Origin of the sequence: Clostridioides sp. GD02367 (assembly GCF_045900275.1) — a bacterium.
GTDB classification, from domain to species: Bacteria; Bacillota; Clostridia; order Peptostreptococcales; family Peptostreptococcaceae; genus Clostridioides; species Clostridioides difficile_A.
The window spans coordinates 1-18,390 of the sequence record NZ_JBJODK010000011.1; the positions used below are offsets into that span (position 1 = coordinate 1).

Annotated in this window: 19 protein-coding genes; 13 read left to right on the plus strand and 6 right to left on the minus strand. The window is 28.8% G+C overall.

Annotation, left to right across the window (positions count from 1 at the left end; genetic code table 11):
- From Q3223_RS14035 to Q3223_RS14075, 9 genes are all read left to right on the plus strand, one after another.
- The coding region (locus tag Q3223_RS14035) for an RNA-guided endonuclease TnpB family protein (RefSeq protein ID WP_407812105.1) at nucleotides 1-278 on the plus strand (278 nt) is incomplete at its 5' end.
- A 498-nt stretch (nucleotides 279-776) separates the two neighbouring features.
- Nucleotides 777-1,406, plus strand: coding sequence for a hypothetical protein (locus Q3223_RS14040; RefSeq protein ID WP_054269482.1), 630 nt, complete (start codon nucleotides 777-779; stop codon nucleotides 1,404-1,406).
- 70 nt (nucleotides 1,407-1,476) lie between these two features.
- Nucleotides 1,477-1,803: a PTS sugar transporter subunit IIB gene (locus tag Q3223_RS14045; protein ID WP_219674098.1), complete on the plus strand. Its 327-nt coding sequence runs from the start codon at nucleotides 1,477-1,479 to the stop codon at nucleotides 1,801-1,803.
- A 17-nt stretch (nucleotides 1,804-1,820) separates the two neighbouring features.
- Entirely contained in the window at nucleotides 1,821-3,110 is a 1,290-nt protein-coding gene (locus Q3223_RS14050; RefSeq protein WP_054269484.1) for a PTS sugar transporter subunit IIC, read from the plus strand.
- 23 nt (nucleotides 3,111-3,133) lie between these two features.
- Complete coding sequence (locus Q3223_RS14055; protein WP_054269485.1) at nucleotides 3,134-3,463, plus strand: PTS lactose/cellobiose transporter subunit IIA; 330 nt, start codon at nucleotides 3,134-3,136, stop codon at nucleotides 3,461-3,463.
- Between the two features lie 147 nt (nucleotides 3,464-3,610).
- A complete protein-coding gene (locus Q3223_RS14060; protein WP_223195860.1) occupies nucleotides 3,611-4,939 on the plus strand; it encodes a 6-phospho-alpha-glucosidase in 1,329 nt (442 codons plus the stop codon).
- Nucleotides 4,940-5,233: 294 nt separating this feature from the next.
- Complete coding sequence (locus tag Q3223_RS14065; RefSeq protein WP_235701984.1) at nucleotides 5,234-6,088, plus strand: protein-ADP-ribose hydrolase; 855 nt, start codon at nucleotides 5,234-5,236, stop codon at nucleotides 6,086-6,088.
- 173 nt (nucleotides 6,089-6,261) lie between these two features.
- Entirely contained in the window at nucleotides 6,262-7,242 is a 981-nt protein-coding gene (locus tag Q3223_RS14070; RefSeq protein WP_054269488.1) for an alpha/beta hydrolase, read from the plus strand.
- A gap of 201 nt (nucleotides 7,243-7,443) precedes the next feature.
- A complete protein-coding gene (locus Q3223_RS14075; protein ID WP_407812106.1) occupies nucleotides 7,444-7,893 on the plus strand; it encodes a hypothetical protein in 450 nt (149 codons plus the stop codon).
- Nucleotides 7,894-8,059: 166 nt separating this feature from the next.
- On the opposite strand, the gene Q3223_RS14080 is transcribed toward Q3223_RS14075, so the two are convergent.
- Nucleotides 8,060-8,989, minus strand: coding sequence for a substrate-binding domain-containing protein (locus Q3223_RS14080; RefSeq protein ID WP_407812107.1), 930 nt, complete (start codon nucleotides 8,987-8,989; stop codon nucleotides 8,060-8,062).
- A 192-nt stretch (nucleotides 8,990-9,181) separates the two neighbouring features.
- Between Q3223_RS14080 and modA the strand changes: the two genes are divergently transcribed.
- The 4 genes from modA (at nucleotide 9,182) to Q3223_RS14100 (ending at nucleotide 12,465) form a co-directional block, all read left to right on the plus strand.
- A complete protein-coding gene (gene modA / locus Q3223_RS14085; protein ID WP_054269491.1) occupies nucleotides 9,182-9,994 on the plus strand; it encodes a molybdate ABC transporter substrate-binding protein in 813 nt (270 codons plus the stop codon).
- A gap of 147 nt (nucleotides 9,995-10,141) precedes the next feature.
- Nucleotides 10,142-10,825, plus strand: a complete 684-nt coding sequence (modB, locus tag Q3223_RS14090; RefSeq protein WP_054269492.1) for a molybdate ABC transporter permease subunit — start codon at nucleotides 10,142-10,144, stop codon at nucleotides 10,823-10,825.
- Complete coding sequence (locus Q3223_RS14095) at nucleotides 10,826-11,902, plus strand: sulfate/molybdate ABC transporter ATP-binding protein (protein ID WP_054276123.1); 1,077 nt, start codon at nucleotides 10,826-10,828, stop codon at nucleotides 11,900-11,902.
- 5 nt (nucleotides 11,903-11,907) lie between these two features.
- Complete coding sequence (locus Q3223_RS14100) at nucleotides 11,908-12,465, plus strand: sugar O-acetyltransferase (RefSeq protein WP_054269494.1); 558 nt, start codon at nucleotides 11,908-11,910, stop codon at nucleotides 12,463-12,465.
- Nucleotides 12,466-12,661: 196 nt separating this feature from the next.
- On the opposite strand, the gene Q3223_RS14105 is transcribed toward Q3223_RS14100, so the two are convergent.
- The 5 genes from Q3223_RS14105 to Q3223_RS14125 form a co-directional block, all read right to left on the minus strand.
- On the minus strand, nucleotides 12,662-13,678 hold the full coding sequence (locus Q3223_RS14105) for an ABC transporter substrate-binding protein (RefSeq protein WP_074178290.1): 1,017 nt from the start codon (nucleotides 13,676-13,678) through the stop codon (nucleotides 12,662-12,664).
- Nucleotides 13,679-13,709: 31 nt separating this feature from the next.
- Nucleotides 13,710-14,732 carry a CD0873 family tyrosine ABC transporter substrate-binding lipoprotein gene (locus Q3223_RS14110; RefSeq protein WP_054269496.1) on the minus strand — a complete coding sequence of 341 codons (1,023 nt, stop codon included), beginning with the start codon at nucleotides 14,730-14,732 and terminating at the stop codon, nucleotides 13,710-13,712.
- A gap of 138 nt (nucleotides 14,733-14,870) precedes the next feature.
- The gene (locus Q3223_RS14115) at nucleotides 14,871-15,626 is read right to left on the minus strand and encodes an ATP-binding cassette domain-containing protein (protein WP_243194123.1); all 756 of its coding nucleotides are present in this window, start codon (nucleotides 15,624-15,626) and stop codon (nucleotides 14,871-14,873) included.
- Entirely contained in the window at nucleotides 15,613-16,515 is a 903-nt protein-coding gene (locus Q3223_RS14120; protein ID WP_407812108.1) for an ABC transporter permease, read from the minus strand. Before Q3223_RS14120 ends, Q3223_RS14115 begins: the two co-directional genes overlap by 14 nt.
- A gap of 795 nt (nucleotides 16,516-17,310) precedes the next feature.
- Nucleotides 17,311-18,348, minus strand: coding sequence for an ABC transporter substrate-binding protein (locus tag Q3223_RS14125; protein ID WP_054269497.1), 1,038 nt, complete (start codon nucleotides 18,346-18,348; stop codon nucleotides 17,311-17,313).
- Between the last annotated feature and the right edge of the window lie 42 nt (nucleotides 18,349-18,390).

An 18,390-nucleotide genomic window follows, 5' to 3' on the forward strand; every position in this document is an offset into this window, starting at 1 on the left:
GAAATAGTAAACTATCTCGCTTAATTTCTGATGTGTCATGGTCAGAATTTGTTCGTCAATTAGAATATAAGGCTAATTGGTATGGTAGACAAATTGTAAGGGTAGGTAAATTCTTTGCAAGTTCACAAATATGCAATAAATGTGGGTACAAAAACGAGGAAATGAAGAATTTAAGTATAAGAGAATGGATTTGTCCTTGTTGTAATGTAACTCATGATAGAGATATAAATGCAAGTATAAATATACTAAAAGAAGGACTAAGACTAATAACAGTTTAAAATAAATAACTTATGTAAGAACCGTAGGAACTACGGGGATAGCCTGTGGAGAATTGGTAAGACATATTTCAGTATGCAAGATTCTATGAAACAGGAACCCTGTGACTTTAGTCATGGGAGGTTCAGAAAGAAAAAGCACTTAATTGTGATAAGGACTTAAGTAAAATAAAAAATATATTATCTCAATTAGATAAAAAATATAATATAGAAATTAATAAAAAAGAATGTTATCAAATATTATTAATATTAGAATATGTATAAATAATAAAAAAGATTACCAATAAGTATAAAAACCTATTTGGTAGTCTTTTTTAGTCTAAAATGACATTAATATTAGACACATACAAGTAAATTTAGACAAAGTATCTGAGTATTGGCAATAAATATGATTGAAATAATCGCATTTAGAAGTGTCTAAAAAAACTGGCACAATACTTGCTTTGTATTATTTATAAATAATATAAAGAATTAAAATTTAAATAAAAAGGAGTAAATAATATGCAGGAGAAAATATTAAGAGATAAAAAGGCAAATGACCCATGGGCAAGAATGACTACAAGAAACGGATTTAGTGCAGATGAAATAATATCATCATTTCAAAAGGCTATAAGAAGAAATATGGTAGAAGAAGCATGTGAATTTGCTTATGAACTATATATATCATCACCAGAATTAGAAGATAAGTTGTGGAGAAGAATACTTACAATATCAGTTGAGGATATAGGAATGGGAGACCCATCAGCTATAATAATCATAAATAATTTAAATCAAGTAAGAAAGGAATATTCATATGCAGATGGAGATAGACCTTTATTTTTCATACATGCAATAAGATATCTTTGTGCATGTGAAAAAGATAGATCAAGTGACTTATTAAAAAATATAATTATAAAAGGATTTGCAATGGGTAAAGTCCCAGAAATTATGGATGTGGCACTTGATAAACATACATATAGAGGATTAGAAATGGGAAGAGATTCATTCCACTTCTTAAATGAAGCTAGCATAGTAATACCAGAAAAAAAGGTAGATAATGATTATAAAGAAAGATACTTAAAAATATTAGAAGAATATAAGCCAGAAGAAGCTATAGATACAGCTTTTAAATTTAATCACTGGCAGTACTAAGAATTAAAGCAAGAATTAAAGTATAAAACTATAAAATAAAAGAAATTAAATATTGCAGGAGGAATTTATTATGAATATTTTATTAGTATGTGCAAATGGAGCTTCAACAGGAGTACTCGTAGAAAAAATGAAAAGTTTTTGCAGTGAGCATGTAAATCTAAAAACAAAAACTATAAATATAGATGCAACATCATTTGAAAATTTAAAATCGTATATTCAAGTTAATGATATAGATGTAGTTCTTGTAGCTCCTCAAATTAGATTTAAGGAGGAGGATGTAGTTGAAGCTTGTAAAAATTATAAAATAGTAGTTGGTGTAATAGATACTAAACATTATGGTCGTATGGATGCCCCTTCTGTTATGAAGTCGGCAATCGAGCTATATAAAAATAGATAATTAGGGAGAGGATAAACATGGAAGCACTTCAAAATAATTTGAGAAAATTTCTTCTTCCAATAGCACAAAAGATTGAAAAGCAGAGGCATCTCCAAGCTATAAAAGAAGGTATGATAAGCATCACCCCAATAATAATTGTTGGTTCTTTAAGTATGCTATTTGTAGCTCTAAATAATATGTTACCTGAAGGAAGTGTAAAAACGTTATTATCTGAGAATATGGATACATTACTTATTCCAAATAAATTTACTATGAGCTTATTATCTATATACTCAGCTTTTTTTATAGCTCAAGCATTGGCTAAAAAATATAATCTTAATCATGTGGAAATAGGTATGACAGCCGTTATAGCACAACTTGTTGTATGTGGGCAAATAGTAGATGGTGCATTAGATACAAGTTATTTAGATGCTCAAGGTTTATTTGTAAGTATACTAATAGCACTTTTAGTAGTTGATATTACTAAGTTTATGAATGATAAAAATCTTGTAATTAGATTTCCAAAAGAAGTACCAAGTGTAGTAAATAAAAGTTTTAGAAATTTAACACCAATGATAGTATGTATAATGTTATTTACAGCAATAGCAGCAGTAACTAAAAATATACTAGGTCAGCCATTACCAGCTATTATAATGAATTTCTTAGCACCAGCTATAAGCAGTTTAGACAATGTCTTTGCAGTAATTATAATACTTTTTATAACTCAATTGTTATGGTTCTTTGGGCTTCATGGAGCAGCAATAACTTCAAGTATATGGATGCCAATAGCAGCTACATATATGGCAGAAAATGCGACACTAATAGCAGCTGGAGGAGACCCAAAACATGTGTTTACAATAGGGTTTTACTATGGTTTCTTACAAGTAACTGGGTCAGGAATAACTTTAGGACTAGTATATCTTATGTCGAGAAGTAAGAGTAAGAGTTTAAATAGTATGGGAAAAGTTGTGCTATTACCATCATTATTTGGGATAAATGAGCCAGTAATATTTGGAACACCAATAGTTATGAATCCATATATGTTTGTACCATTTGTATTTGGACCTGTGCTAGTTGGAGCACTTAACTTTATGGCTTTAAAATTAGGATTAGTAGGATTACCTATTGCAGAACCTCCAGGATTTTTGCCTCCAGGAGTTGCAGCTTTTTTAATGACATTAGACTGGAAGGCTATAGTATTAGTATTTGCAAGTATAATACTTATGACCTTGATATATTATCCATTCTTTAAGATAATGGAGAAAGAGGAATTAAACAAAAATGCAGAATTAGCTACGGAATTAAGTGACGATAGCTTTGATTTTTAACTAGTCATTAGAAGGAGAAGGATATGATACCTGAAATAGAAGAAAAAGTATTTAGCATAATATCAGAATCGGGAGATGCTAAAAGTGATGTGATGATGTCCCTTAAAGAAATAAAAAAAGGTGACTATGATAAAGCTAAAAAACTTTTAGACTCAGCATCAGAAAAAATACAAACAGCATCAAAGAATCATTTAGAATTACTATCAAATGCTATGAACAGTGAAGATAGTGGAACTAATTTTTTAGTTGTACATTCTGAAGACCATTATTCAAATGCATTATTTGCTCACTCTTTAGTATCTGAGCTTGTAGACATATTTGAAATAATGGACCCAAGAAATGATAAGAATTAATTTTCATATAAATAGTGCTTGAAGTTTGGCTATAGTTTATTAATTTGGCAAATTTAATAAATGAACTCCCTTTTGCTTTAAAGTACTAGTATTTATAAAGTTATTTATAAATATAGTAAATTTTTAAATAGAAAAGGAGAAATTGTTATGGAGAAGTTTTCAGTAGTAATAGCTGGTGGAGGAAGTACATATACTCCAGAAATCATATTAATGTTGTTAGATAATCTAGATAGGTTACCATTAAGAGCTATTAAATTGTATGACAACGATGAAGAAAGACAAAATAAAGTAGCTAAAGCCTGTGAAATATTAATAAAAGAAAAGGACCCTACTATAGAGTATTTAGCAACAACATCCCCTGAAGAAGCTTATACAGATGTAGACTTTTGTTTGGCTCATATAAGAGTGGGAAAACTTGAAATGAGAGAATTAGATGAAAAAATACCTCTAAGACATGGGATAGTTGGTCAAGAAACATGTGGACCAGGTGGAATAGCTTATGGAATGAGGTCCATAGAAGGTGTGCTTGAAAATATAGACTATATGGAAAAGTATTCTCCAAATTGCTGGATGTTAAATTATTCTAATCCAGCATCCATAATAGCAGAAGCTGTTAGAAGGTTAAGACCTACTTCTAGAGTAATAAATATCTGTGACATGCCAATAGGTATGGAGCATAGTATAGCAAAGATTGCGGGGCTTGAATCTAGAAAAGATATGGATATAAGATATTTTGGATTAAATCATTTTGGTTGGTATACTTCAATTAAAGACAAAGAAGGAAATGAACTTTTGCCAAAATTAGTAGAGCATATAAAAGAGTATGGATTTATAAATGGTGAAGAAGGAATGAAAAATGATAAGAAGGATAGCTGGTTTGAAACTAATTTATTTACTAGAGAAATAGTAAAAACAGATTTGACTACAATACCAAGTAGTTACTTAAAGTACTATCTATTCCCAGATTATGTTGTAAATCATTCTGATGTAAATTACACTCGTGTTAATGAAGTAATTAATGGAAGAGAAAAAGAAGTATTTAGCTCATGTGCATTAATAGAAAAGCAAGGGCATTCTAATGGCAGTGGACTTGAGATAGGAATACATGCAGAGTTTATAGTTGATTTAGCTACAGCTCTAGCTTTTAATACTCATGAGCGTATGTTATTAATAGTTCAAAATAATGGAGCTATAGAAAATATACAATCTGATGCGATGGTTGAGATTCCATGTATAGTTGGAAAAGATGGGTATGAACCATTATCAATAGGAAAAATACCAACGTTTCAAAAGGGCTTAATGGAACAACAATTAGCAGTTGAAAAGTTAGTGGTTGATGCTTGGATTGAAAAATCATATAATAAACTTTGGCAAGCACTTATGCTATCTAAAACAGTTCCAAGTGCAACAGTAGCAAAAGAACTATTAGATGATTTAATAAAAGCAAATAAAAATTATTGGCCAGAACTTAACTAAGAATAATATATGATTTTTTAGAATATTTAATTTATAAAGGTGTTAGCTTTAGAAGCTTTCACCTTTATTATTATTTAAAAATTTTACTATTAAAGTAATAACAAATTGCATATTATTTTTATAAAGGTTTCTATAAAATACTTAAAATAATTCTATATTTTGTCTTTAAATATAATAATATTAAAAAATTTACACTTTTAACAGGATTTATGTAAGTGTTTATAGAAATAAATAAACATGTACATAATACATAATTATTTTACAATCCTAAAATATGAGAATGGAGAGATGGCTATGAAGTGGAGAGATTATGCTGATGATGTAAATTTATTTGAGGATTTTGATAAGAGTATCAAGCCTCTAACTGACGAACAAAGAAAGAAAAATATAAACACTTTAATTGCATATTTTTCAAAAGAAGTTCCTTCTAAAATATACAATTTATCAAATGACGAAATTAAGCCTAGAGATATACTTAGAGGACTTTTGAATGTATATCCACCAAAAGAAATTGCTCCAGAAATACTTAATATGTTACATAATTTATTGTTAATTGAATGTGAAGAAAGAGAGTTAGTAGATGTAAATGATATAGAAGAAGTAGAGGAAGGTATTGCTATATGGAGAGGTAATATAACAAGTTTAAAAGCAGATGCAATAGTGAATGCTGCAAATAATAAGCTATTAGGATGCTTACAACCATTACATTTATGTGTAGATAATGAGATACATTCATGTGCAGGTCCTAGGCTTAGAGAAGATTGTGATAAAATAATAAAAAAACAAGGTCATTTAGAATATACTGGAGATGCTAAAATAACAAGAGGTTATTGCCTACCTTCAAAATTTGTAGTACATACTGTTGGTCCTATTGTATCTGGTGGTCAACCAAGTAAAGAACAAGAAAAGCAACTACTTCATTGCTACAAATCATGTTTAAACACAATAAAAGAAATTGATGAAATAAAAAATATTGTTTTTTGTGGAATTTCTACAGGAGTATTTGGGTATCCAAAAAAAGAAGCAGCTAATCTTGCTGTAAGCAGAGTTAGATTATGGTTAAAAGAAAATCCTGAGAAAAACTTAAAAGTTGTATTTAATGTGTTTACTGAAGAGGAAGAAGAAAAATATAGAAGAATATTTAAATAATATTATATAATAAAATTCTAAAAATCTTTATTATATAATATAATAATTTATTAATACTAAATAAAATTTGTAATTTTAGTACATTAATGGGTATAATAGAAATCATAAGGGTAATATAAGTAATTGTTCTATTACTTAAAAATATAATCTAGGAAATTGTATGGTAAATAAATATGAAAAATAATTTTAAAAATTATATTAATTTAAGCGATAAAGTTATAATTATATCAGTTGTGTTTCTGTTAATTCTATTAATTGTATCTTATATATTTGGTAAATTAGTTTATGATAGCTCAGTTGGTTCAGAACAACTAATAAAAAAAGAAGATGTGATAAAAGTATTTTCTAAGAGAAAAGATAAGCCTCTAGAGAAATTAAAAAACTATAAGACAGATGAATTAATGATACAAAGTTCTAATAATTACAAACTTGAAAGTATTTTTATAACTTCAAATATAAAGACAAAAGATACTATTATACTTGTTCATGGAATAGGAAGTTGCCACTATGAAATGCTAAAGGTAGCATATGGATACTTAGATAAAGGTTATAATGTATTAATTTATAATCAAAGAAACACAGGTAATAGTGGAGGCGATAATTATACATTTGGCCTTTATGAAAGGTATGATTTAGATAGTTTAGTTAAATTTATAAAAAATAAATTTCCAGATGGAAGATTAGGAATACATGGATTTTCTATGGGTGCAGGAACAGCTGCTATGCATACAGAGATAAACTCTAAAAATAGAGATGTGGATTTTTATATATTGGATTCTCCTTATTCTGAAATGAGAGAAGCGATTAGAATGGGAGTAATAGAAAAGCACATACCAAATGTATTAGTCGATTATGTAATAACATGTGGAGATTTATACAATAAGTTTAAATCTGGATTTTGGTACAGTGATGTAAGACCAGACGAGGCAGTTAAAAAGTCTAATGTCCCTATATTATTTATACATGGAACAGAAGATAATGTCTGTGATTATAGAAATAGCCAAAAAATGTATGATTTAGTTAAACACGACAAAAAAGAGATATGGCTTATAGAAGGTGTTGGTCATGTTGATGGATATGAGCATGATAAAACAGTATATTTCAATAAAATCTTTAAATTTATAGATAGTAATGTTGTTAATGATAAAAATTAGTTGCATATTAATAGCTTATTTATTTTGGTATTTATCAAAAATAGATAAGCTATTTTTATGTTGAAATATAAATAATATTTAGTAATGTGAATTAATTTCTAGTAAAAATGAAAATAACTACCAATTAAATTCATTTATACCTCAAATGAAAGAGTTAGTATTATATTACAATAAAATCTAAAGAAAAGAGAGGTAGTATATATGAAAAACAAAGATAATAAAGATAAAGACATGTTGAATATGAAAGTGTTAAGGGGGTTAGGATTACTATTAATACTTTTTGATTATACAGGAGATACTTTAAACTTTTATAATTTCTTTGCAAAACCATTGGTATCGGGAAGTTTATATCAGCTAGGAGGTACTGATTATATTGTATTTTTGTTATTTATTGTAGAATGTATATACCTAGTGGGAAGATATATCTTAAAAGTTAAAATAAATTGGTGTAAAGTTATTGGAAATGAAAAGGATACTTTTATAAATAATTTATTAGTTGAAAAAATACAAGAAGAAAGCAATATTGTATATAATGTATTAAATTCATACATATTGCCACATATATATAATAAAGGAAGAGTGTTGCTTGTTAGAATACATCATATGCTAATCTATGTTAAGGAAAAGTACTATTATGTGAATATCTATTAAATGTAATAGTACTATGAAATTCACTATATTGAAATTTGTATTAACTGCTAAATTTAATATGGTAAATATTTTTAAAAATGCACAAAAAATCGCAATTTATTTTGACCTTAAGTTATAAGTTTTGTGAAAAATTATAAGTCTTATGAAATAGATTGCGATTTTGATTCTATACTTCTGCTATGATTTTACCTGTATCAGTTAAGTCATACCCACCAAGACCTTGAAGTTCAGCCTTAAATTCAACTGAGTTTATTATGTTAATTATGGTTTGGTAAACTGGATTTTGTAAGTCTTCTTTTTTGATGACTAAATCATAACGTTCCTTGTGAAGAGGAATAAAGTCAATATTATTTACTTGTAATGCTGCTTTTTCATTCCCTAAACCAACATCAGCTATTCCACGAGAAACAGTACTTGCAACACCAAGGTGTGATAATTCTTCATTGTCATAACCTTTTATATAGTTACCATTAAAATTTAGAAGTCTAAGTTTACCATCAAGTAAAACTCTAGTACCAGCACCCTTTTCTCTGTTGACAAGAGTTATGTTTGGTCTAATTAAGTCTTCCCAAGCTTTTATTTCTTTAGGATTACCTTTAGCAACATAAAAACCTTGCATTCTGTAAGCTAAATTTATAAGAACACATGGGATTCCTGGCAATAGTTTTTTAACAAAAGTGCTATTATATTCATCTGTTTCAAAATCCCATAGATGAGATGATGCTATAGAAACCCTACCATTATATAATTCATATAAAGCATTATAACTACCTATATAAGAGCGAAATGTATTTACTCCATCTAATTTTTTTTCAACAGACCTAGCTAAAATATCTAATATTACATCTTGACCAGAAATAATAACTTTAAAATTATTATTTATAGATATATTCTTATTGTTAAATTGTGTATCTTTTATTTTACCAGTCTTTTGACTATTGATATATTCTTCAACATCTTTAATATCAACTCTTATTTTTTTCCCTACTTTATAAGAAGGAAGTTCACCTCTTTTGATTAATTCATATACAGTATTTTTTGTTATCTTTAATAATTCAGCTACCTCGACAGGCGTCAAAGATGATAATGAGTCCATAATACACCTCCATATAAGGTTATTTTAACATTAAAAAAAGAAAAATGTAGGAAAATATTTAAAAGTAATATAAATAATTTACTTGAAAATTTATTAGTAGGTATATATAATTAAGTTATACGTAACAAAACATGATAAAACATGATAAAACATATTGAAATGTGTACCAAATTTACAAAAAGGGAGATTGTTATGAAAAAAATATTGGGAATATTAGGGCTAGTTGCATGCTTAACTCTGGGGACAGTTGGATGCAATAGTAATGAAAGCAAGAAAGATGATGAAAAACAAGAAAAAACAAATAAAAGTAGTGATACAGTAGAGTTAAACATATCGGCTGCTGCAAGTTTAAAAGAAGCAATGGCAAAGCTTGAAGAAGAATACAAAAAAGTTGATTCAAATGTAAAACTTATAGTTAACTATGGAGCATCAGGTTCGTTACAACAACAGATAGAACAAGGAGCACCATGTGATTTATTCATTTCAGCAGGACAAAAACAAATGAAGGCATTGGATGAAGAAAAGTTATTAGTTTCTGATACAACGAAAGACTTAGTAAAAAATGATTTAGTTCTTATTTCTTCTACTGATAGTGATGTGTCTAGTATGAAAGATTTGACATCGGATAAAGTAAAGAAAATTGCTGTTGGTGAAGCTGAAAGTGTTCCAGCAGGGAAATATGCAGATGAAGTATTAACTAATTTAGATTTAAAAGATAAATTAAAAGACAAGTTAGTATTTGCAAAAGATGTAAAAGAAGTTTTAGCATGGGTACAATCAGGAAATGCTGACGTTGGATTCGTTTACTTTAGTGATACTGTTAATAATGATAAGATAAAAGTAGTTGAAAAAACAGATGAAAAAACTCATTCACCTATTACATATCCAGTTTCAGTAATTAAAGCTAGTAAAAATGTAGATGCGGCTAAGAAATTTGAAGAGTTTTTGTTAAGTGATGCAGGTCAAAAGATTTTTGAAGAATTTGGGTACAAAAAAGTAGAATAAGTTTACAAATAAGTTATGTATATTAAGTATAAATTATATATAAATAAATGAAAATTGAAAATAATTGTATATTATAATAAAATGGAAATAGTGAAGTTAATAGACATATTAATTTCACTATTTCCATTTAAAATTAAGGAGGGAAAAATGGGAACAGATTGGTCACCTTTATGGATATCACTTAAGACATCTTTTTTGTCAACAGTGATAACTTTTATAATAGGAATATTTGTGTCATATATTATGGCTAATTATAGAGGCAAATGGAAGGGTCTTATAGATGGGTTATTTACACTCCCATTGATTTTGCCACCAACAGTTGTAGGCTTCTTTTTATTATTGCTATGTGGGAAAAATGGTTTTGTAGGTAAGTTTTTGTTAAGTTTTGATAAGACTTTAATATTTAGTTGGACAGCAACTGTAATTTCAGCAGTAGTGGTGTCTTTTCCTATGATGTACAGAACTTCAAGGTCAGCATTTGAACAGATTGATAATAATATGTTGTCAGCTGCGAGAACATTAGGTCTTAATGAATGGAAAGTGTTTTTTAAGATTGCAGTTCCATTAGCATGGCCTGGAATAATTGGTGGACTGGTGTTGTCATTTGCTAGGGCTCTTGGAGAATTTGGAGCAACACTTATGGTAGCTGGTAATATACCTGGAAAAACTCAAACTATGCCAATAGCTATATTTTTTGCTGTGGAAGGTGGAGATATGAATAAAGCTATGATGTGGGTTATGATTATTGTAGTGATATCTATAGCAATGATTTTATTGTTAAATTATTGGTCTGAATTTCAGCAGAAAATTATAGGAAAGAGGTGTAGATAATTGAGCTTATATGTAGATATTGAAAAAGATTTATCCTCTTTTAAATTAAAGGTAAAAATTGAACAAGAAAAAGGAATTTTAGGTTTTCTAGGAGAATCTGGTTCTGGAAAAAGTATGACACTAAAATGTATAGCAGGGCTTGAAAAACCAACAAAAGGTAAGATTGTATTAAACGATATAGTATTGTTTGATTCTGAAAAAAAGATAAATTTGTCAACTCAAGAAAGAAAAGTAGGTTTTCTATTTCAAAACTATGCTTTGTTTCCACATATGACTGTAAGCCAAAATATTGAGCTTGGACTTTTAAAACTGAGTAAGGATGAAAAAAAGGAAATAGTAGAAAGATACTTAGATATACTTAAATTGAATGGGTTTGAGAGGAGATATCCTTGGCAATTATCTGGCGGTCAGCAACAAAGAGTAGCATTAGCTAGAGCATTGGCAACATCTCCAGATATATTACTTCTAGATGAGCCGTTTTCAGCACTAGACCACCATTTAAGAAGTAATATGGAAAAAGAACTTATGAATATGCTAAAAGATTATAAAGGAGACATATTATTTGTCACTCATGACATTGAGGAAGCTTATAGAGTTTGTGATGATATTATGGTATACAACAAAGGGGAAGGCCTTCCAAAAAGACCTAAAAAAGAGTTATTTGAATCCCCAAGATACCTTATGGAAGCAAAGATAACAGGATGTAAAAATATATCTCAATTAAACAGAATAGATGAAAATACTGTTTATGCTACAGATTGGGGATGCGAGTTGACATTAAATAGAGAAATAGGCGATAATATAGAATATGTGGGAATCAGAGAGCATCATATTAATGTCTTGGATTCTAATGAAGATTTAAGTGGAAAGCTATGTTTTGAATTGATTAACATTATAGAAAATCCATTTACATATACTATATACGTTAGAAAACAGGACTTATCTAACCAGTGTATGCCTATTCAAATAGAATTAGAAAAAAGTAAAATGAGATTTAAAAATGGAGACAGCATTTATTTAGATTTTCCACAGGAATATTTATTTTGCTTTAGAAACAATTATAACGAAAAGGAGTAAATTATATGACTGAAAAAGAAAAAATGTTGTCAGGTAAAGGCTATTATGCAAGCGATAAAATTCTAGTAAAAGAAAGAGAGAAATGTAAAAGATTAACTAGACTATTTAATAATACTTTAGAGGATGAATATGAGAAAAGAGAAGAAATTTTAAGTGAGCTATTTGGTTCAGTAGGTAGTAAAATAAATGTAGAACAAAATATAAGATGTGATTATGGATATAACATCCATGTAGGTGAAAATTTTTTTGCAAATTATGATTGTATCTTTTTAGATGTATGTAAAATAGAAATTGGTGATAATGTAATGCTAGCGCCAAATGTTCAAATCTATACAGCTTATCATCCAATGGATGCACAACTTAGAAATTCTGGTATAGAGTATGGTTCCCCTGTAAAGATAGGTAATAATGTATGGATAGGTGGTGGAGTAATCATAACTCCAGGTATTACTATAGGTGATAACGTAGTAATAGGTGCAGGAAGTGTTGTGACAAAAGATATTCCATCAGATACTGTGGCTGTTGGAAATCCATGCAGAGTAATAAAGAAAATAGAGGACTAAATATTGATTATATAAAGCCTGGAAAAGTAAAGTCTATAAAAATAAATTAAGAATGTTTATACATAGTTTTGAGTAGAAAAGATACTAAAGTAAAAATATATGCCTGTTTCTTGTTTTAAAAAACTTATAGAAACAGGCATAGTAATTATAGAGAAAATATATTTAATTTTATATCGTTCAAACTAGAGTAGTCAAATTATTTATTTTCAGTCTTAACGTAAACTATATTATTGTCAGAAGGTTTATCTATAGAAAGTGCTTTTAATATATCTTCATTAATAATTAAATTAGTTTCATCCAAACTTGTTATAGGCATATCTGAAACTTTAGATTCTCCTTTTAGTACTTTGACAGCCATCTCACCAGTTTTATAGCCCAATTTTTCGTAATTTATACCTTGGCAAGCCAATGCGCCTCCTTTTACCATTCCTTCTTCTGCTGCTATTATAGGGATTTTATTTTTAGTAGCAAGTTCAGATACTATAGGCATAGAAGATGCAAGTAAATTGTCTGTAGGAGCATAAATAACATCAACATTTCCCATTAGGCTAGAAGCTGCTTGATTTATTTCGCTGGAAGAACTAATTCCCTTTTCAACAATTTTAAGCCCTTTATTAGTAGCATATTTTTTCAAATTATCAACTTGAACTTTAGAATTTACTTCACTAGTATTGTATATGACACCTATAGTTTTTGCTTTGGGAACTAGTACATCAAGAGCTTCCATACTTTTTTCAATTGGTGTAAAGTTAGAAGTTCCAGAAACATTTTTACCTGGATTATCTAAAGAATCTGCAAATCCAGCAGAGACAGGGTCAGTTACAGCAGTGATAAGTATAGGTATATCTTTAGTTGCATTATATGCAGCCTGAGCAGATGGTGTAGATATAGCAAATATCAAGTCCTTTTTATCAGATACGAATTTACTTGCTATGGTCTGTGTAGTAGGCATATCATTTTGAGCATTTTGGTAATCTATTTCTATATTTTTACCATCCTTAAAACCATTATCTTCTAAAGCTTTAACAAAGCCTTCTTTAGATGCATCTAAAGCTTGGTGTTCAACTAATTGTGTAATACCAATTTTTTTTATATCATTGTTTTTGCTGGATGATTCATCTAAATCACCTTCATTATTCTTAGAGCAACCTGTAATGGTAGATATACTAAGAACACCAATCAAAGTTAAATTTATTAGTTTACTTCGTTTCATTTTGACCACTCCCTCAAAAAATCTATTATATCTATTCTTGTTTAGTTTTTACATAAGAAATATTATCATTAGAAGGTTTTTCCATGCCTAAAGCTTTTAATATATCTTCATTAACTATGATATCTGTGTCATCCAATGTAGCTACAGGCATATCAGAAACTGATTCTCCATTTAAAATTTTAACTGCCATTTCACCTGTTTTGTAACCTAGTTTTTCATAGTTTATACCTTGACAAGCAAGAGCACCTTTTTCAACTGGACCAGATTCAGCTGCAATAACAGGAATTTTATTTTCAGTAGCTATTTTAGAAACTATAGGCATAGAAGAAGCTACTAAGTTATCTGTAGGAACATATAAGACATCTATTTTACCAACTAAACTAGAAATTCCTTGATTGACTTCATTTGAAGTAGTTACACCCTTTTCAACAACTTTAAAACCATTTTTAGATGCATATTCCTTTAAGGCATCAACTTGAACTTTAGAGTTAACCTCACTAGTATTGTACATAACTCCTATAGTTTTTGCCTTAGGAGCAAATATTTTAAGAAGTTCTAAGCCTTTATCTACAGAAACAAAATCTGATGTCCCAGAAACATTTCCACCTGGTTTTTCAAGTGTTTTAACTAATCCAGCAGCAACAGGGTCGCTTACAGCAGTCATAAGTATAGGTATATCTTTAGTGGCATTGAAAGCTGCTTGAGCTGATGGAGTAGATATAGCAAATATTAAATCTTTCTTGTCAGATGCAAATTTACTTGCAATACTTTGTGTAGTAGGCATATCATTTTGAGCATTTTGGAAGTCTATATCAATATTTTCTCCATCTTTAAATCCATTCTTTTCTAATGCTTTTACAAATCCTGCCTTAGTAGCATCTAATGCTGGATGTTCAACCAATTGAGTTATTCCAATTTTTTTAACTTCTTTATTTTTAGAAGCACTTTCTTGTTTTGAATTACCAGAATCTCCACCTTGTGAACATCCTGTAAGCATAGATACACTAAGTGCACCAGCTAAAACTAAACTTGCCAATCTTTTTTTATTAATCATTTTTATATCCCCCTCAAGAATTTTATTATTATATATGTTCATATATTCATATGAATTATTGTAAAGTTAGCATAATTATTATATTTTTGAGCTTATTTTAGAAATAAAATAAACTTAAATTAATATAATAGATATATTTTAAACTGCATATTCGAATTTTTCTAAGATTTCCTCAACTGTTAATTGCTCTTTTTCTTTACCTCTTACATCTAATACAACTTCACCTTTATGAAGCATTATTAATCTATCTCCATATTGAAGAGCATGTTTTAAGTTGTGAGTTACCATAAGTGTAGTTATATTTTTTTCTCTTACAATCTTATTAGTCAACTCAATTACTTCGTTTGATGTTTTTGGGTCAAGTGCCGCTGTATGTTCATCAAGTAATAAGACAGAAGGATTTGTCAAGCATGACATAATTAGTGATAGTGATTGTCTTTGACCTCCTGATAAAAACTGTACTTGAACATCAAGATATTTTTTTAAATCAAGAGACACTCCTTCTAATAAATTTTCTAAGAAATCTCTTTTGTAACGAAGACATTTTCTTAGGTTTAATAATTTCCCTTTATTAAGAGCTAAAGATAAGTTTTCTCTAACTGTCATAGAAGGACAAGTTCCAAGGCTTGGGTCTTGAAAAACTCGACTTACTATTTGAGTTCTTCTGTGTTCTGCTAGGTTAGACAAGTTGTGTTTATTTAATAATACTTGACCAGAAGATTCTTTTATAAGTCCAGATATTATGTTTAGTAAAGTAGATTTACCAGTTCCATTACTACCTATGATACTTACAAATTCACCATCTTCTATATCAATTGATAAATTTTCAAATATAGTATTAGGTTGACCGTATGGATTAGGGAAACTTTTTGAAAGATTTTTAATTTGTAACATCTATAACACCTCTTTTTTCTGATTTATTTTTGGTACTAGCTTTGTGGTTGTTTTTTTTTAGTGAAACATTTAAGTTACCAGTAGCTAAGAAAGCAATTATAACTATTGCAGTTATAAGTTTTAAGTCGGTTGATAACATTCCTAAACTCATTGCAAAGTATATAGTGAATTGGTATATAAAAGAGCCAACGATTATTGCAGTAGTATCTTTAATAAAAGTGAATTTCTTAAATAAAGTAATACCAATTATTATAGATGCAATTCCAAGAACCAAAGTTCCTATACCCATATTTACATCTGAGAATCCTAAGAACTGAGCCATAAGGCTACCAGATAAAGCTATAAGTCCATTTGAAATCATAAGTCCTAGTATCTTTATAGAGCCGATATTTATACCCAAAGATTTAATCATTTGAGAGTTATCACCAACACCTTTTAAAGTGTATCCAAGACCTGTTTTTAAGAATAAGTCTAAGAAGACTTTACAAATAAAAACGAATACTAAGGCTAAAACTATAGGAGATACTTCTCCATTGAATAAGTGCTTGAAACTAAATAGAGGGATGTTTGATTTTCCCATTATTCTTAAATTGATAGAGTATAGCATTCCCATAACTAAAATACCAGAAAGTAAGTTGGAAATCTTAAACTTAATGTGAAGAATTCCAGTAACAAGACCAGCAGTGCAACCACATAAGATAGCCATTAGTGTTGCCACTATAGGGGAAATACCATTAGTAAGAGAAAATGCTACGATAGAAGCACCCATTGTGTAACTACCATCAGCAGACATATCTGGAAAATCTAAGATTTTGTAAGTTATATAAACCCCCAGTGCCATAATCGATAAAATTAAACTTTGCGCCATTACAGATATAATACCTGACATAAATAAAACACTCCTTTGAAAATATTTTTATAATTTTAATTATTTGCTAATTTTGTGTATAAAAAAACCACATAGTATACAAAACTATGTGGTGAAAAACACGAATAAGCCACATAGTTTAATCTATGTGGCTCTTATATAGTTAAATGAAAACTCTATAAACAATATAGCCAACATAGATACAATCCCAAAATTTTACTAGTCTTAAGGGGCCTGTATCTATGTTAAAACGTAGGTACAAACCCTAAAAATAGTGGCTATAATAATAATAATATTTTTTATTGTTTAATAAAGTATTCATAATTATCTCTCCCTTTTAATATTTTAATTAGTCAGAAAATTATATGTATTCTCGACTTGTTATAAATTATAAATTATACAATAATAAAAGTCAACTGCTAAATTTAATTAAAATACTAAATAATGTATACTTAGATAACTTTCAAATTAACGTGATATTTGGAAAAAACGTTATCCTAATATTTTGTTGACATGGAAAAATTGTGAAAATATTTACTAAACATAGAGTCTATATGCACATAAATTCATACTATTTTATAAAAAAAAGCTGTCTAAAGAATATTAAAATCCTTTTGGACAGCTCAAGTTGTGATTAGAAAGTTATATAACTTTCATAATCAGTCGTCAGTATAGACGACTTTTATGGAAAATGAATAACTTTATATGCAATATTTGAATTGCTGAAATAAGCACAATTTTCAAAGGGTTAGGGTGGATAAGAGTACTTATTATATAAAGTTTTCATATTACCTACTTTGTTAAATTTAATAAGTATTATTCTGCAGATTTTGTATTTTCATCTGACTTTATATACTTTATATTATCGGCTGATAACTTTTGCATGTCAAGTGCTTTTAGTGTATCTTCATTAATTATTATTTCAGTTTCATCTAACATAGTAACTGGGATATCTCCAATAGATTTTCCTTCTAATACTTCAATAGCAAGTTCTCCAGCCTTATATCCTAGCTTTTCATAGTCTATTCCACAACAAGCTAAAGCACCAGAAGATACAGAACCTTCTTCAGAAGCTATTATAGGAATTTTGTTCTCATTAGCAACTTTAGCAACTATTGGCATAGAAGAAACTATTAAATTGTCAGTAGGAACATATAAGACATCTATCTTACCAACTAAGCTAGAAATAGCTTGATTAACTTCACTTGAAGAGCTGATTCCTTTTTCAACAACTTCATAATTATTTTTCTTAGCGTAATCATGTAGAGAATCAACTTGGATTTTTGAATTAACTTCACTAGTATTGTATATAACACCTATTCTTTTTGCTTTTGGAGTTAATGTTTTAACTAATTCCAATGTTTTATCAATAGAAAGGTAGTCTGATGTACCAGAAACATTCCCACCTGGCTTTTCAATAGATTTAACAAGTCCAGCTTCTATAGGGTCTGTAACAGCAGTCATAATTATAGGTATATCTTTAGTAGCATTATAAGCTGCCTGAGCAGATGGAGTAGATATAGCATATATCAAATCTTTTTTATCAGATACGAATTTACTTGCAATACTTTGTGTAGTAGGCATATCGTTTTGTGCATTTTGGAAGTCTATTTTTATATTATCTCCATCCTTATAGCCTTTGTCTTCAAGTGCTTTTATGAATCCTTTTTTTGCTTTATCTAGAGATGGATGTTCTACTAATTGAGTTATACCTATATTTTTTTGTTTTTTGTTATCTGCTTTATCCTTTTCGTTTGAAGTACTAGAGCCATCATTTTGAGAACAACCAGTAAGCATTGATACACCAAGTACTCCTGCTATAATTAAACTTAATATTTTTTTACTTTTTATCATTTTATTTTCCTCCCTCAAATTTAATAATTATATTTGTTCATA

Coding starts and splice junctions, on each gene's coding strand:
- Q3223_RS14040 (WP_054269482.1), top strand. CDS start 777: ATGCAGGAGAAAATATTAAGAGATAAAAAGGCAAATGACCCATGGGCA.
- Q3223_RS14045 (WP_219674098.1), top strand. CDS start 1,477: ATGAATATTTTATTAGTATGTGCAAATGGAGCTTCAACAGGAGTACTC.
- Q3223_RS14050 (WP_054269484.1), top strand. CDS start 1,821: ATGGAAGCACTTCAAAATAATTTGAGAAAATTTCTTCTTCCAATAGCA.
- Q3223_RS14055 (WP_054269485.1), top strand. CDS start 3,134: ATGATACCTGAAATAGAAGAAAAAGTATTTAGCATAATATCAGAATCG.
- Q3223_RS14060 (WP_223195860.1), top strand. CDS start 3,611: ATGGAGAAGTTTTCAGTAGTAATAGCTGGTGGAGGAAGTACATATACT.
- Q3223_RS14065 (WP_235701984.1), top strand. CDS start 5,234: ATGAAGTGGAGAGATTATGCTGATGATGTAAATTTATTTGAGGATTTT.
- Q3223_RS14070 (WP_054269488.1), top strand. CDS start 6,262: ATGAAAAATAATTTTAAAAATTATATTAATTTAAGCGATAAAGTTATA.
- Q3223_RS14075 (WP_407812106.1), top strand. CDS start 7,444: ATGAAAAACAAAGATAATAAAGATAAAGACATGTTGAATATGAAAGTG.
- Q3223_RS14080 (WP_407812107.1), bottom strand. CDS start 8,989: ATGGACTCATTATCATCTTTGACGCCTGTCGAGGTAGCTGAATTATTA.
- modA (WP_054269491.1), top strand. CDS start 9,182: ATGAAAAAAATATTGGGAATATTAGGGCTAGTTGCATGCTTAACTCTG.
- modB (WP_054269492.1), top strand. CDS start 10,142: ATGGGAACAGATTGGTCACCTTTATGGATATCACTTAAGACATCTTTT.
- Q3223_RS14100 (WP_054269494.1), top strand. CDS start 11,908: ATGACTGAAAAAGAAAAAATGTTGTCAGGTAAAGGCTATTATGCAAGC.
- Q3223_RS14105 (WP_074178290.1), bottom strand. CDS start 13,678: ATGAAACGAAGTAAACTAATAAATTTAACTTTGATTGGTGTTCTTAGT.
- Q3223_RS14110 (WP_054269496.1), bottom strand. CDS start 14,732: ATGATTAATAAAAAAAGATTGGCAAGTTTAGTTTTAGCTGGTGCACTT.
- Q3223_RS14115 (WP_243194123.1), bottom strand. CDS start 15,626: ATGTTACAAATTAAAAATCTTTCAAAAAGTTTCCCTAATCCATACGGT.
- Q3223_RS14120 (WP_407812108.1), bottom strand. CDS start 16,515: ATGTCAGGTATTATATCTGTAATGGCGCAAAGTTTAATTTTATCGATT.
- Q3223_RS14125 (WP_054269497.1), bottom strand. CDS start 18,348: ATGATAAAAAGTAAAAAAATATTAAGTTTAATTATAGCAGGAGTACTT.